Raw genomic sequence first — 14,631 nt, forward strand, 5'->3', positions numbered from 1 at the left:
TCGGCTAGTGCCGGTCCTCGACGATGCGCAGGAAGTCGGCGGCGGCCGGATCGAGCGGCCCGCTCGCCCGCCATACCGCGCGCAGCACCCGGCCGAGCTGGAGCCCCGGCGTCGGCACCTCGACGAGGCGGCCGCCGCGCAGCGCGGCCTGCACGGCGAGCCTGCTGACCACCCCGGGGCCCAGGCCCGCCGCCACGCTCGCCGCCAGCGCCGCGTTGCTCCCGACCTCGAAGCGCTCACCGGAGCCGTGCGGGGCGAGGGCCAGGTCGGTGATCTGCCGCGTTCCCGAGCCGGGCTCCCGCACCACGAGCCCGGCCGCTGCGACAGCGGCGGCGGACACCCCGGCGTCGGCCGCCCAGGGATGGTCCGGTCGCACGACGACGACGAGCTCGTCCCTGCCCACATCCAGGTAGCGGAATCCCGTCTGCACCGTGGGGCCCTCGACGAAGCCCAGGTCGGCGGCCCCGGAGCGGAGCCGGTCGAATACCTCATCCGAGTTCCCGACGTCGAGCGTGGTGCTCACACCGCCCAGGCGCTGCTGGGCCGCGGCGAGCCACCCCGGCATGAGGTGCTCGGCCACCGTGAGCGACGCGCACAGGTGCAGGGTCCCGCGGCCCCCCTCGAGCGCGCCGACCGCCCGGCCCACGTTCTCGGCGGCGCCGACGACCTCCGCGGCGAGCCCCGCGATCACCCGGCCGCGGTCCGTGAGCCGCGTCCCCTGCGGGGTGCGCCGGGCCAGGGGGAACCCCGCCTGGCGCTCCATCTGCTCGAGCAGGCGCGAGGCATTGGGCTGGGCCATCCCGATGGCACGGGCCGCCGCGCCGATGCTGCCCTCGGCGGCGAGCGCCGCGAGGAACCGGTAGTGCCGCAGCTCCCAATCCTGCACAGACATATCGCCAGCATATGTTCTGCTGTCCCGCGCTCAGCGGGCGCACAGGTGGAAGCCCTGTGGCGCACAGGTGCCGATTCCTACACTGGAGGCATGATCAGGGTCAGCCGCCGCCACTTCCTCCAGGGCGCGGGGATCGCCGTCGTCGGGGCTGTCGCCGGCGCCGGGGTTGCCCGGTCGAGCATCTTCCCCCTCCCCCCGAGCGCGGCGGCCGCCACGCCCGCGCCCAGCCCGTCCGCCTCGGCGGCCGCCGGCCCTCCCGACCGGACCTTCGTCACCACCAAGCTGACCGCGGCGCGGGTGAGCGTCTGGACCGCGGGCACGACGGCGCCGGGCCTGCTCTTCACCGGCCCCATGGGGCACGGGACGAACGGGCTCATCATGGACAACTCCGGGGCGCCGGTATGGATGGAGCCGACCGGAGCCGGGGTCACGGACCTGCGCGTGCAGACGTACCGGGGAAAGCCCGTCCTCACCTATTGGTCCGGGACGGGAATCGGCGGCCACGGCGAAGGGGTCGGCGTCATCAAGGACACGGCCTACACGACCATCGCCCAGGTCTCCGCCGGGAACGGGCTCAAGGCCGACCTGCACGAGTTCACCCTCACCGCCGCCGGCACGGCGCTGCTGACCTCCTACCCCACGGTGCAGGCCGACCTCACCGCGCTCGGAGGCCCCGCGGCGGGATACATGTACGACTGCCACGTGCAGGAGGTCGACGTCGCGAGCGGGGCCGTGCTCTTCGACTGGACGGCGTCCGCGCACATCGACCTGACCGAGTCCTTCGTCAGGCCCGCGGACGATGCCACGGCCAACGGGGCCACCGCCGCGACGGCCTTCGACCCGTTCCATGTCAACTCCGTGGACCGCCGCCCGGACGGGTACCTCGTCTCCGCGCGCCACACCCACGCGGCGTACCTCGTCGCCCCGGACGGCGCGGTGAGATGGCGCCTGGGCGGGGTACGGAACGAGTTCTCGATCCCGGACTCGGCGGCGTTCGCCTGGCAGCATGACGTCCGCCAGCGGCCGGGCGGTGTCATCAGCATGTTCGACAACCACTACAAGGACGGCACGACCGGGACCTCCCGCGGCCTGATCCTCGCGGTGGACGAGGGCGCGCGCCGGGTCACGCTCAAGCTCGCCCTCCAGCGGGGCGGCCACCGGGGCAACGCCATGGGCAACGTGCAGTTCCTCGACAACGGCCACTACCTCGTCGGCTGGGGATCGGACCCCGCCGCCACCGAGTTCACGGCGGACGGCACCCCCGTCGCCGAGGCCACCGGGATCGGCGGCGGCTGCTACCGGGCCTACCGCCACGTCTGGAGCGCGACGCCGACAACCCTGCCCGATGTCGCCGTCGTTCCCGGCAACGGCTCCACGATGCAGGCCTTCGCCAGCTGGAACGGTGCCACCGAGGTGGCGAGCTGGCGGTTCCTCACGGGAAGCAGCCCGCAGTCGCTCGCCGAGGCCGCCCACGTGAAGAAGCGGGGGTTCGAGACGAACGCCGCCGTGGCCACGGCCGCACACCTGGCGGTGCAGGCCCTCGACGCGAAGGGCTCCGTCCTCGCGACATCTGCGGTGATCGCGGCGTAGCGTAGGGGCCCATGGGCCGTCCGACCGGCGGGGCCCCACGAGGAAGAGGTCCGAGGTGAGCGCTGCCCGCGAGCACCGGCTGGGAGTCGTCTGCGTCCTCGGCGCCTCCGTCCTGTGGGGGACCACGGGCACGGCCTCAGCGCTTGCCCCGGGGGTGACGCCCCTCGCCGTCGGCGCGGCGTCCATGGGCTTCGGCGGCCTCCTCCTCGCCGCGACGGCCGCCCCGCAGATGGGCCGCCACCGCGCGGCCCTTGCGCGCTCGTGGCGGCTCGTCGGAACCGGCGGGGCCGCGGTGCTCGTCTACGCCCTCGCCTTCTACACCTCGATGCGGCTGGCCGGCGTGGCCATCGGCACGGCCGTGTCGATCGGGGGAGCGCCCGTGGCGGCCGCCCTCCTCGAGCGCCTCGTCGATGGCCGCCGGCTCTCCCGCAGATGGGCGGTCGGGGCCGCCTTGGGCATCGCCGGCGCCGTGGTCCTGTGCCTCGCACGGGGCGGCGCCGAGCCCGGACAGGTGACCCAGACGCTCGCCGGGGTCGCGCTGGGAGCCCTCGCCGCGGCGTCGTACGCGCTCTACTCCTTCACCAGCCACCGCCTCATCGGTGCCGGCGCGGCGTCCCGCGCCGCGGTGGGCGCGACCTTCGGCGCCGCTGCGCTCGGGCTCCTCGTGGTGCTCGGGTTCACGGGGAGGGCGTTCCTCGACTCAGGGCAGAACCTGGCCGTGGGCGCCTACTTGGCCGTGGTGCCCATGTTCGCGGGCTACATCCTGTTCGGCTGGGGCCTCAGCCGCGTCCCGGCCAGCACGGCGACCACGGTGTCCCTGGCCGAGCCGGTCGTCGCGGCCGCGCTCGCCGTCCTGGTGGTGGGGGAGCGGCTCCCCCTCGCGGGCTGGGCCGGGATGGGCCTCATCGTCGCGTGCCTTGCGGTGCTGACGGTGCCGCTTCCCGCCCGGTCGCGGCGCCGTGCGCGCCCGGAACCGCTCAGGGTGGAGGGATAGCGGTGGACCCCGTCGAGGCGCTCCGGGAGATCGCGTTCTGGCTGGAGCGGGAACAGGCGGAGACCTACCGCGTCAAGGCCTTCCGCACGGCGGCGGGAATCCTGGCCGCGATGCCGCCCGAGGACGTGGCGGCGCGGGCGCAGAACGGCAGCCTGCGCAGGGTCAAGGGCATCGGGGACCGCACCTTTGGCGTGGCCCGGGAGGCGGTCGACGGCGAGGTCCCCGCCTACCTGCGCGAGCTCCGCGACCGCGCGGCGACCCCCCTGGCCGAGGGCGGCGAGAGCATCCGCGGGCAGCTGCGCGGCGATCTGCACGCCCACTCCGACTGGTCCGACGGCGGCTCCCCGTTGGCCGAGATGGCCGAGGCCGCCCGCTGGCTGGGCAGGGAGTACCAGGCCCTCACCGACCATTCGCCGACCCTGACCATCGCGCGCGGGCTCGACGCCGAGCGGCTCCGCCGCCAGATCGATGCCGTCACCGAGGTGAATGCCTCCCTCGGAGGCGACGGGTTCCGGATGCTGACGGGCATCGAGGTGGACATCCTCGAGGACGGCACCCTGGACCAGACGCCCGAACTGCTCGGCCGGCTCGACGTCGTGGTCGCGAGCGTGCACTCGAAGCTGCGCTCGGAGCCCGGTCCGATGACCCGGCGCATGCTCGCCGCGATCGACGACCCGCACACGGATGTGCTCGGCCACTGCACAGGGCGGCTCCTGCGCGGCTCCCGGGGCACGCGCCCCGAGTCGCAGTTCGACGCCGCGCGGGTGTTCGAGGCCTGCGCGGCCGCAGGGGTCGCCGTCGAGATCAACTCGCGGCCCGAGCGGCAGGACCCGCCCGACCGCCTCATCCAGACGGCGCTCGACGCCGGCTGCCTCTTCAGCATCGATACGGACGCCCATGCCCCCGGCCAGCTGGACTTCCTGCAGTACGGGGCCGCACGCGCCGAGGCCAACGGGGTCCCGGCCGAGAGGATCGTCACGACCTGGCCGCTGGCGAAGCTGCTCGAGTGGACGTCGCGGCGCCGCTGATTCCTCCCATCTGCTGTTTGCCGTGATCCGCGCGGGGGTAGCCGAGGGGCACCCACACCACCAGGAGGAACCATGGCCTTCGAGCCCCGCACCGCCATCGTCACAGGATCGGACTCCGGGATCGGGCGGGCCACCGCGGTCGCCCTCGCCGAAGCCGGGCTCGACGTCGGCATCACCTGGCACACCGACAGAGACGGCGCCGAGCGCACCGCCGACGCCGTGCGTGCCGCCGGACGGCGCGCCGTCGTCGAGCAGTTCGACGCCGCCGATGCGCCCCGCTGCGCCGACACCGTGGATGCGCTCGCCGACCAGCTCGGCCGGCTCGACGTGTTCGTCAACAACGCCGGCACCGGTGCCAACGTCCCGTTCCTCGAGATGGACTACGGGCGCTGGCGCGGCATCGTCGCGACGGACCTCGACGGGCCCTTCGTGTGCCTCCAGCGCGCCGCGCGGCGGATGGTCGCCCAAGGCTCCGGCGGCCGCCTGATCGCTGTCACGAGCGTGCACGAGCACCAGCCGCGGGTCGGGTCGTCCGCCTACGACGCCGCCAAGCACGGCCTCGGCGGCCTCATCAAGACGATGGCACTCGAGCTCGGGGCCGCGGGGATCACCGCAAATTCCGTGGCCCCCGGCGAGATCGCCACGCCGATGACCGGGCAGGAGGACGAGGACCCCCGCACCGTCCACCGGCCAGGAGTGCCCCTCGGCCGGCCCGGCGACGCGCGCGAGGTCGCCGCCGTCATCGCCTTCCTCGCCTCGCCGGCCTCCGCCTACGTGACGGGCGCCTCCTGGACCGTGGACGGCGGGATGCTGCAGATGGGCCCCCAGGCGGGGTCCCACTTCACCGACGACGCCTGGCGCGAGGGGTAGACCGGTCCAGATCCCGGCCTGTGGAGTCTGTCACAGAAGGCCCGCGTCCCCGTACCGGTCTAGCTATGATGGCGGGGCAGGCTCAACGAGGAGGCTGCCGGGGCCCGGCCCTGATACCAGAGAAGGCATTCAGCGCATGACTTTCGACTCTCACTCCGTGACCCTCAAGATCTGGGATCCCTCGACCGTCGACCACACGCTCGAGGAGGCCATCTCACACGTGTCCACGCTCGCCGGCGCGCACCGCGACCACGTCAAGGTCAGCCGCAGCGGCCCGGACGTCTTCACCGTCCACGTCGGGGACCTCGCCTGAGGGCAGCCTCCCAGAGGACGTGACCGGGCGCCGTGCCAGCAACGCTCGAACGGCGCCCTTCCTCTGTTCCGGGGCCAACGGCACTTCTGCTGCCGGGCCGCCCGGGGCGACGGTGGAGGCATGACGGAATCCGGCCCAGGCCGCGACCGCGGCGCACGACGGCGCCGGATCCGCTCGCGCCTGCTGCTCGCCGCGGCGGCACTTACCGTGGTGATCGGCGCGGGCACCGCCTGGCTCGTCCTCGCCCGCCCGCCGGCACCCGGCCCCGCCGCGCCCCTGACGGCCTCCGCGGGCCCGACCGCCGGCCCCAGCCCGACCGCGGCGGCATCGTTGCCCGATCTGGGCTCCGGCGCGATGAACATCCTCCTGCTCGGCAGCGACATCCGGGGCAGCGCTCGGGACGCCCTGGCCCGCCAGGCCGCCTCCGGGGGAGCCGTGGACCAGCGCGCCGACATGATGATGCTCCTGCACGTCCAGGCCGACCACCGCCGGGTGTTCGGGATCTCGATCATGCGCGACACCTGGGTGACGATCCCGGGACACGGAGAGTCGAAGATCAACGCGAGCCTTGCCCTCGGCGGCCCGCAGCTCGCGGCGGCCACCGTCGGCTCGATCCTCTCGGTCCACATCGACCACTGGATCCTGCTGGACTTCGACGGCTTCAAGGCGATCACGGACGCCCTCGGGGGAGTCGACGTGAACGCCCCCGTCGCGTTCACCGCGACGTTCGACACCCACCACCGCTTCGTCCGCGGCACCAACCACCTCGACGGTCAGGCTGCCCTCGAATTCGTGCGCGAACGCTACGCCTTCCCCGACGGCGACTACCAGCGGGTCCGCGACCAGCAGGCCTTCGTCCGATCCGTGATCGCCCAGATCCTCGCCCAGGGCCGGGTGGGGGATCCGGCCGGCACCCTCGCCCTGATCGGGGCGGCCGCCCCGCACCTCGTCACCGACGAGGGCCTGGGTGCCAAGGGGCTCGCCGTGCTCGCCTACGGACTGCGGCGCGTGGACCCGTCGTCGGACGTCTTCTTCACCCTGCCGACGTCCGGCACGGGCACCTCGCCGGACGGCCAGTCGATCGTCATCGCCGACCGTGCGGGCATCGCCTCGGTGGCGTCGGCGCTCGGCACCGACAGCCTCGGCCAGTACGCCGCACTGCACCGCCTCTCCTAGGCCGATCCCGATCGGCCCCTGCCTACACTGGGCCCATGCACCCAGCCGACTCCCATGATGTGATCCGCGTCCAGGGCGCGCGGGAGAACAATCTCAAGGACGTCAGCCTCGAGCTCCCCAAGCGCCGGCTCACGGTCTTCACCGGGGTCTCGGGCTCCGGCAAGAGCTCGCTCGTGTTCGCGACCATCGCCGCGGAGTCGCAGCGCATGATCAACGAGACGTACTCCACCTTCGTCCAGGGCTTCATGCCGACCATGGCCCGCCCCGATGTCGACCTCCTCGAAGGCCTCACCACCGCCATCATCGTCGACCAGGAGCGCCTGGGCGCCAACGTGCGCTCCACGGTGGGCACCGTGACCGACGCGAACGCCATGCTGCGGATGCTCTTCAGCCGGCTGGGCGATCCGCACATCGGCTCTGCGCAGGCATTCTCGTTCAACGTCCCCTCGGTGACCGGCGCCGGAGCGATCAGGACGGCCACCGGCCGGACCGAGAAGCGCTCCTTCACCGTGGTCGGCGGGATGTGCCCTCGCTGCGAGGGCACGGGGCAGGTCAGCGACTTCGACCTCGACGCCCTGTACGACACCTCGAAGTCCCTCGCCGGCGGCGCGCTCAAGGTTCCCGGCTACAGCATGGACGGCTGGTACGGGAGGATCTTCGCCGGGTCCGGGTACTTCGACATGGACAAGCCGATCGGTCAGTTCACCGAGAAGGAACTCGAGGACCTGCTCCGCCGCGAGCCGACCAAGATCAAGGTCGAGGGCATCAACCTCACCTACGAGGGCCTCATCCCGAGGATCAAGAAGTCGATGCTGTCGAAGGACCGCGAGTCGATGCAGCCGCACATCCGGGCCTTCGTGGAGCGGGCGATCACCTTCCAGCCATGCCCCGAGTGCGGCGGCACGCGCCTCGCCGAGGGTGCGCGCTCGTCGAAGATCAGGGGCCTCAGCATCGCCGACGTGTGCGCCCTGCAGATCACCGACCTGGCCGAGTGGGTGCGCCGGCTCGAGGAGCCGTCCGTGGCGCCGCTGCTGAAGGGCCTGCAGCACCTGCTCGACTCCTTCGTGGGCATCGGGCTGGGCTACCTCTCGCTCGAGCGGGCCTCCGGCACGCTCTCGGGCGGGGAGGCGCAGCGCACCAAGATGATCCGCCACCTCGGCTCGTCCCTCACCGACGTCACGTACGTCTTCGACGAGCCGACCATCGGCCTGCACCCGCATGACATCCAGCGGATGAACGAGCTCCTCCTCCAGCTGAGGGACAAGGGGAACACGGTGCTCGTCGTCGAGCACAAGCCCGAGGCGATCGAGATCGCGGACCACGTGGTCAACCTCGGCCCTGGCGCAGGCTCCGCCGGCGGCGAGGTCTGCTTCGAGGGCACCGTCGGGGCGCTGCGGGGGAGCGGGACCCGCACCGGGCGGCACCTGGACGACAGGGCCCGTCCCAAGGGCACCGTGCGAGCCCCGAAGGGCCATCTCGCAGTGCGCGGCGCCTCGACGAACAACCTCAAGGACGTCGACGTCGATGTCCCGCTCGGTGTGCTGACCGTGGTCACCGGCGTGGCAGGCTCCGGGAAGAGCTCGCTCATCCACGGCTCGGTCGCACCCGCCGAGGGGGTCGTCACCATCGACCAGGGCGCGATCAAGGGATCCCGGCGCAGCAACCCGGCAACGTACACGGGCCTGCTCGAGCCGATCCGGAAGGCCTTCGCGAAGGCCAACGGCGTCAAGCCGGCGCTGTTCAGTGCCAACTCCGAGGGCGCGTGCCCGGTGTGCAACGGCGCCGGGGTGATCTACACCGAGCTGGGCTTCATGGACACCGTCACGACGCCCTGCGAGGAGTGCGAGGGCAGGCGCTACCAGCCGACCGTGCTCGAGTTCACGCTGGGAGGCCGGAACATCGCCGAGGTGCTGGAAATGCCAGTCGAGGACGCCGAGCGCTTCTTCTCCGAGCCCGAGGCCGCGATCCCCGCCGCGCACAGGATCCTGACGCGGCTGGCCGACGTGGGGCTGGGGTACGTCTCGCTTGGGCAGCCGCTCACCACGCTCTCGGGCGGAGAACGGCAGCGGCTCAAGCTCGCCGCGCAGATGGGGGAGAGGGGCACCGTTTACGTCCTCGACGAGCCGACCACGGGACTGCACCTCGCCGACGTCGAGCAGCTGCTCGGCCTGCTCGACCGCCTCGTGGACGCCGGCAGGTCCGTGATCGTGATCGAGCACCATCAGGCGGTCATGGCCCACGCCGACTGGATCATCGACCTCGGGCCGGGGGCGGGGCACGACGGCGGCCGGGTCGTCTTCGAGGGGACTCCCGCCGACCTCGTGGCGGTCCGGTCGACCCTGACGGGGGAGTACCTCGCCCGATACGTCGGAGCGTAATGGCCGAGAGGATGGGCGAGCGGGAGATCAGGCGCTAGGCCGTCGCGTATCGTCCCGAGCGCTCCGCTCGGGCGCGAGCCTTCGCCGCTTCCTCTTCGCGGTTCTTCGGCGGCGTCGTCGCCACCAGATCGTCGAGCAGGTGCGCAGTGATGTGGGCGATCTCAGCGACGGCGTGGTCGAACGCGTCCTGGTTCGCCTTCGAGGGCTTCGTGGTGCCCGCGATCTTGCGCACGTACTGCAGGGCGGCCGCCTGGATCTCCTCTGACGTGGCCGAGGGCTCGAAGTTATGGAGGGTGTGGATGTTCCGGCACATGCCTCGACGATACGCGCCGTGGTGACCTGGGTCACCGGTGCGCCTGAGGGCTCCGGCGGGGTCAGCGGGGGACGAACGGCTCTAAGGCCCGGGCACGCTGCCGTGCCAGAGTGGAACCGGGACGCTGGTCCGCCGTTGCTGAAGCGGCCGCCAGCAGAGTGAGGGAGGCATACCCCGAGATGTGGAAGCCCAACGATCTCGTCCCCACGCCCGGGTCGTGAGCGATGCACCGCAGCAGCGGCCCGCAGGATCCTCAAGGCCCGGCGGCGCCCGGCAGGCACCTGGAGCGGTACCGGCAGATCGCCGAGACCCTCGCGCGCCACGGCCTCGGTTTCGCTATCGGCGCCGCCGGGCTGCAGCGGTGGGTCCCGCTGCAGCACGGGCTCCTCGGCCACGAGGCCCGCCAGGAGCCCTATTCCAACCCCGAGCACCTGCGGCTGGCCCTCGAACAGCTCGGCCCCACCTTCATCAAGCTCGGCCAGGCCCTCTCCACCCGGCACGATCTCCTTCCGGGCCCCTACCGGCAGGAACTGGCCCGCCTCCAGGACCAGGCTCCGCCCGTCCCGGCGGCCGCCGTGGTGGAGGCCATCGAACGGGAGCTCGGGGGAGCCCCGCAGGAAGTGTTCGCCTCCTTCGATCCCTCCCCGCTGGCCAGCGCCTCCCTGGGCCAGGCCCACGCGGCCACCCTGGCCGACGGGACGGAGGTGGTGGTCAAGGTCCGCCGGCCCGGGGTGGTGGAGCAGGTCGAGCTCGACCTGGAGATCATCGCCAACCTCGCCGCCCAAGCCGCGCGGCATTGGGATGCCGCTGCGGACTACGACGTGCCCGGCATTGCCGAGGAGTTCGCCCAGACGTTGCGGGCCGAGCTGGACTACCTGGCCGAGGCCCGCAACGCGGAGCGCTTCCGCGCCGCCTTCTCCGCAGACCCGGGGATCCACGTGCCCCGGGTCCATTGGGACACCACCACCTCCCGTGTCCTGACCCTCGAGAGGATCCGGGGCATCAAGATCAGCGACCTGGCGGCGCTCGACGCCGCGGGGATCGACCGCCCGGCCTTGGCGGCCCGCTACGCAGATGCCGTGGCGAAGATGGTCTTCGAGGACTCCTTCTTCCACGCCGATCCACATCCGGGGAACCTGTTCGTCGAGCCCGACCCTGCGCGCCCGGGCGGGCGGATCGGGCTGATCGACTTCGGCATGGTGGGCACGGTGGATCCTCAGCTCCGCGCCCACCTCTCTGCGCTGCTGATCGCGCTGGCGCGCCGGGATCCTCGCGCCGCGGCGCGAGCCCTCTCGGACGCCTCCACCGGCAGGAAGCGCCCGGACCTGGGGCGCCTGAGCGAAGACCTGACCCCGGTCATGCGCCTGTATGCCGAGCGGCCGCTGTCTGAGGTGCCGCTCGGGGCGTTCGTCCGGGAGCTCCTGGGCGTCGTGCGCCGGTACCGCCTCCAACTGCCCCGAGAACTGGCCCTGCTGCTGCGGATGCTCGTGATGGTCGAGTCTCTGGCCGTCACGCTGGATCCGGGGTTCCAGTTCGCCGCCGTGATCGGGCCCTGGGCCGAATCCCTCGCCCTGGAGCGGCTCGCTCCGCCCGCCGTCCTCCGCCGCCTGGGCCACGCCGGAAGCGAGTTGCTGGACGCAGCCGAACGCCTGCCCCGCCAGCTCCGCTCCCTGGAAGATGCCCTGGAGCGCGGGGGAGCCCAGGTCAGCCTCCGCCCCGGCGAGCTGGAAGAACTGATCTCGCACCTGGACTCGGCGGCCCGTCTGGTGGCCGCCGCCACCCTTGCCGCGGCGTTCGTCCGGGGCGTTGGGGAGATCCTCGTCTCCCAGCCCCCAGGGCACCCTCGGGGCCTGCGGGCGGTCCTCACAGGGGCCGGCATCGCCGCCTCCGGCTCGCTGGCGGCCTACCTCGCGTGGACCGGGCGCCGGCGGACCTGACTCATGGCGGCGATGAGACGGCACTGGGTGTCAAAAGGATGTGGCTCCGTAGCCCTCCTCAGCAACCCAGCTTGCTTGGCCGATAATCGACATTATGTCAACTAAAGCACCGGAGCGCGCTCCGGGGAACATTGGGCCGCCTCCCCGGCGCCTGCTGCTGCACCTCCGCGCAACCCGGGCCGCCGAGGCGCATTCCACCGCACAGCCCGAAAACCTAGAAATCGCCGAGAGGTACCTTTCTCGGTTTTCGGGCTTCTTCGGGACCGGCGCGTCGCACGGCGCCCGTCGATTATGTCAACTGGGCGGGAAGCCGAAGGTGGTAGTTCCTGTGCGTTTCGGTCCCAGGATCCCGCTGACGGGCGGTCTCGTCACGTCCCCGACAGCCGGCGGGCGCGCCCCTCGAGATAGGACCTCTCCCCTGCGGCCGGTGCCAGCCGCGAGGCCTCCGCGTACTCGGCGGCGGCCTCAGCAGCACGGCCCGTCCTCGCGAGGAGGTCGGCCCGCACTGCGTGGAACACGTGGTAGCCCGTGAGGTCGAGCGCGTCCACGAGTGCCAGCGCGGCCTCGGGTCCCTCGGCTTCGGCCACCGCGACCGCCCGGTTGAGCGCCACCACGGGCCCGGGCGCCAGCTCGGCGAGCAGGTCGTAGAGCCGCACGATCCGGCGCCAGTCGGTGGCCTCGGCCGACGCCGCTGCGGCGTGCACTGCCTGGATGGCGGCCTGGAGCTGGTACTGGCCGAGCCGTCCGCGCGCGAGGCACTCCTGCTCGAGGGCGGTGCCCTCGGCGATGAGGTCCGCGTCCCAGAGCGATCGGTCCTGCTCCGCGAGCGGCACGAGGGCCCCGCCGGGACCCGAGCGCGCGGTCCGCCGCGACTCGGAGAGCAGCAGCAGGGCGAGCAGTCCCCTGGCCTCCGGCTCGCCCGGGAGGAGCTGGACCAGCACGCGCGCGAGCCGCACGGCCTCGGCGCACAGGCCGGCCCGTGCCGGCGGCTCCCCCAACCCCGCGGAGTAGCCCTCGTTGTAGATGAGGTAGATCACCGCCAGGACCCCTGCGAGCCGCTCGGGCAGTTCCTCGGCCGCCGGCACCCTGTACGGGATGCGCGCGTCGCGGATCTTGGCCTTCGCGCGCGAGATCCGCTGGGCCAGGGTCGGCTCGGGGACGAGGAAGGCGGCGGCGGCCTGCGCCGTCGTGAGTCCGCCGATGATCCGCAGGGCGAGGGCCACCCTGGCCGGCATGGCCAGCGCCGGGTGGCAGCAGACGAACAGGAGCGCGAGCCGGTCATCGCCCAGCGGCTCGTGCCGCGGCTCCTCGTCGGCGAGGGCTGCGGCGGCCGCCTCCTTGCTCCCCCGGACCGCCTCGCGGCGGAAGCGGTCGACGGCGCGGCGGCGCGCCGTCGTGATGATCCAGGCGCCGGGGTGGTCGGGGATGCCGTCCGCGGGCCAGCGCTCGGCCGCGGCCGCGAAGGCCTCCTGCACCGCGTCCTCGGCGAGGCCGAGGTCCCCGGTGGTGCGCGCGAGGACCGAGACCGCCCTGCCGTACTCCTCGCGGAACACGGCAGCAACGGTCCCGGCCTCCCGCTCCTCAGCCACCCGTGCTCGGCGCGGGGACGCCCGCGAAGGGCCGGACCTCGATCGGAAGGCCGGTGATCTGGGCGAATCTGCGTCCCCACACCAGCGCTGCATCGAGGTCCGGGGCCTCGATGATGTCGAAGCCGCCCATGTGCTCCTTGCCCTCGAGGTAGGGCCCGTCGGTGACGAGCACGTCTCCCCCGTCCGCCCGCAGTACCGTCGCGGAGGATGCGTCCGCGAGCCCGTTGCCGTACACGTAGGCTCCCGCCGCCTTGAGGTCAGCTGTCAGCTCGGCCAGCTTCGCCATGATCGGCGCGAGGAACTCGGGCGGCGGCACGACGCCGTCGGGCTGGTACATGCTGATCAGGTACTGGGTCATGGCTCTCGCCTCCTGTCGTCGGGGCCCCTGCGGCCCCTCACCTACTGGACGAACGGACGGCGCTGATTTCGACACGGCCCGCGGAAGGAGCACGAGGGGAGCCGCCGCGCCCGCTGCTCACCCGGCGTCGGCCGCCGCCTCGAGGTCCGCGATCACGATCTTGCGCATCGTGAGCATCGCGGCGAAGGCCCGCTGCGCGCGGGCCGGGTCGGGATCGGTGCGCAATTCCTCGAGCCGCGTCGGGATGACCTGCCAGGAGAACCCGAAGCGGTCCTTGAGCCAGCCGCACTGGCTCTCGACGCCGCCGTCGGCGGTGAGCGCAGTCCAGTAGTAGTCCACCTCGTCCTGGTCGCGGCAGAAGACCTGGAGGGACACCGCCTCGGTGAACGTGAACTCCGGGCCGCCGTTGAGGGCCAGGAACGGGCGCCCGTCGAGCTCGAAGGCGGCGGTCATCACGCTCCCCTGCTCGCGCGGGCCCGCCTCGCCGTACCGCTCGATCCCCGTGATGCGGGAATGGGGGAAAATGCCCGTGTAGTACCGGGCGGCCTCCTCGGCCTGGGTGTCGAACCACAGGCAGGTCCTCATCTCGGGCATGGCTCCTCCGGGGGTCCTGGCATCCTCGCTGCCCGCATTCTTGCGCGCGCCACGCTGCGGCGGAAGGGCACGAGGACCGCCGGCGCCGGTGACGGCACGCACGACGCCGGCCGGGGCGCCTTCCGCGCGTAGGCTTGAGGCATGCGTCCTTCCCCTTCAGCCTCCGCGCCCTCGGCGGCCCGGGCGGCCCGCCCCGCCGCCGGCCCCACCATCGCCGCCGCCGTCGCAGACCTGGTCATCGTCCTCGCCTTCGCGGCGACGGGACGCGCGAGCCACGGCGAGGCCGATGCGGTGGCCGGCGTGCTGGCGACGGCATGGCCGTTCGCCGTGGGGCTCGCGCTCGCGTGGGCCCTGCCCCTCCTCCACCGCAGGCCCCTGGCCGTCTGGCCCGCCGGCGTCCTCGCGTGGCTCGGCACCTTCGCCGTCGGGATGCTGCTGCGCGCCGCAACCGGCCAGGGTACGGCGGTGCCGTTCCTCATCGTGGCCGCGAGCGTCCTCGGCATCGCACTCGTCGGGTGGCGCGCGGCCGCCCTCGGGGTGCGGGCTGCCCGGCACCGGCGGACAGCGCACTAGGCTGAAGGCAGGGAACGCCCCTTCTT

The 14,631-nt window shown here is 72.8% G+C and carries 14 protein-coding genes; 9 read left to right on the plus strand and 5 right to left on the minus strand.

All coding sequences use genetic code 11. The features are described from left to right. Positions 1-4: 4 nt before the first annotated feature. Positions 5-892, minus strand: a complete 888-nt coding sequence (locus tag ACVWWH_RS07875) for a LysR substrate-binding domain-containing protein (RefSeq protein ID WP_457316179.1) — start codon at positions 890-892, stop codon at positions 5-7. A 90-nt stretch (positions 893-982) separates the two neighbouring features. Here ACVWWH_RS07875 and ACVWWH_RS07880 point away from each other — a divergent pair, with 90 nt between their 5' ends. The 7 genes from ACVWWH_RS07880 (at position 983) to ACVWWH_RS07910 (ending at position 9,241) form a co-directional block, all read left to right on the plus strand. Beyond that, positions 983-2,482, plus strand: a complete 1,500-nt coding sequence (locus tag ACVWWH_RS07880) for an arylsulfotransferase family protein (protein WP_457316180.1) — start codon at positions 983-985, stop codon at positions 2,480-2,482. Between the two features lie 55 nt (positions 2,483-2,537). Then, positions 2,538-3,476: a DMT family transporter gene (locus tag ACVWWH_RS07885; RefSeq protein ID WP_457316181.1), complete on the plus strand. Its 939-nt coding sequence runs from the start codon at positions 2,538-2,540 to the stop codon at positions 3,474-3,476. Positions 3,477-3,478: 2 nt separating this feature from the next. Further along, positions 3,479-4,504 carry a PHP domain-containing protein gene (locus ACVWWH_RS07890; protein WP_457316182.1) on the plus strand — a complete coding sequence of 342 codons (1,026 nt, stop codon included), beginning with the start codon at positions 3,479-3,481 and terminating at the stop codon, positions 4,502-4,504. 72 nt (positions 4,505-4,576) lie between these two features. Continuing rightward, positions 4,577-5,374, plus strand: a complete 798-nt coding sequence (locus ACVWWH_RS07895) for an SDR family oxidoreductase (protein WP_457316183.1) — start codon at positions 4,577-4,579, stop codon at positions 5,372-5,374. A gap of 136 nt (positions 5,375-5,510) precedes the next feature. Then, on the plus strand, positions 5,511-5,687 hold the full coding sequence (locus ACVWWH_RS07900) for a hypothetical protein (protein ID WP_169803067.1): 177 nt from the start codon (positions 5,511-5,513) through the stop codon (positions 5,685-5,687). Positions 5,688-5,807: 120 nt separating this feature from the next. Next, positions 5,808-6,863 carry an LCP family protein gene (locus tag ACVWWH_RS07905; RefSeq protein ID WP_457316184.1) on the plus strand — a complete coding sequence of 352 codons (1,056 nt, stop codon included), beginning with the start codon at positions 5,808-5,810 and terminating at the stop codon, positions 6,861-6,863. Between the two features lie 35 nt (positions 6,864-6,898). After that, positions 6,899-9,241, plus strand: a complete 2,343-nt coding sequence (locus tag ACVWWH_RS07910) for an ATP-binding cassette domain-containing protein (RefSeq protein ID WP_457316185.1) — start codon at positions 6,899-6,901, stop codon at positions 9,239-9,241. Positions 9,242-9,275: 34 nt separating this feature from the next. On the opposite strand, the gene ACVWWH_RS07915 is transcribed toward ACVWWH_RS07910, so the two are convergent. Continuing rightward, positions 9,276-9,554: a DUF2277 domain-containing protein gene (locus tag ACVWWH_RS07915; RefSeq protein ID WP_066497791.1), complete on the minus strand. Its 279-nt coding sequence runs from the start codon at positions 9,552-9,554 to the stop codon at positions 9,276-9,278. Between the two features lie 224 nt (positions 9,555-9,778). Between ACVWWH_RS07915 and ACVWWH_RS07920 the strand changes: the two genes are divergently transcribed. Further along, on the plus strand, positions 9,779-11,491 hold the full coding sequence (locus ACVWWH_RS07920) for an ABC1 kinase family protein (protein ID WP_457316186.1): 1,713 nt from the start codon (positions 9,779-9,781) through the stop codon (positions 11,489-11,491). Positions 11,492-11,859: 368 nt separating this feature from the next. On the opposite strand, the gene ACVWWH_RS07925 is transcribed toward ACVWWH_RS07920, so the two are convergent. The 3 genes from ACVWWH_RS07925 to ACVWWH_RS07935 form a co-directional block, all read right to left on the minus strand. After that, a complete protein-coding gene (locus ACVWWH_RS07925) occupies positions 11,860-13,080 on the minus strand; it encodes an RNA polymerase sigma factor (RefSeq protein WP_457316187.1) in 1,221 nt (406 codons plus the stop codon). Then, a complete protein-coding gene (locus ACVWWH_RS07930) occupies positions 13,073-13,438 on the minus strand; it encodes a YciI family protein (protein WP_457316188.1) in 366 nt (121 codons plus the stop codon). Before ACVWWH_RS07930 ends, ACVWWH_RS07925 begins: the two co-directional genes overlap by 8 nt. Before the next feature lie 117 nt (positions 13,439-13,555). After that, positions 13,556-14,032 (minus strand): VOC family protein, encoded by a 477-nt coding sequence (locus ACVWWH_RS07935; RefSeq protein WP_457316189.1) that lies wholly within the window; start codon positions 14,030-14,032, stop codon positions 13,556-13,558. A 141-nt stretch (positions 14,033-14,173) separates the two neighbouring features. Here ACVWWH_RS07935 and ACVWWH_RS07940 point away from each other — a divergent pair, with 141 nt between their 5' ends. Then, complete coding sequence (locus tag ACVWWH_RS07940) at positions 14,174-14,605, plus strand: DUF3054 domain-containing protein (protein ID WP_457316190.1); 432 nt, start codon at positions 14,174-14,176, stop codon at positions 14,603-14,605. Positions 14,606-14,631: the final 26 nt, after the last annotated feature.

The organism is Sinomonas sp. RB5 (genome assembly GCF_054063535.1).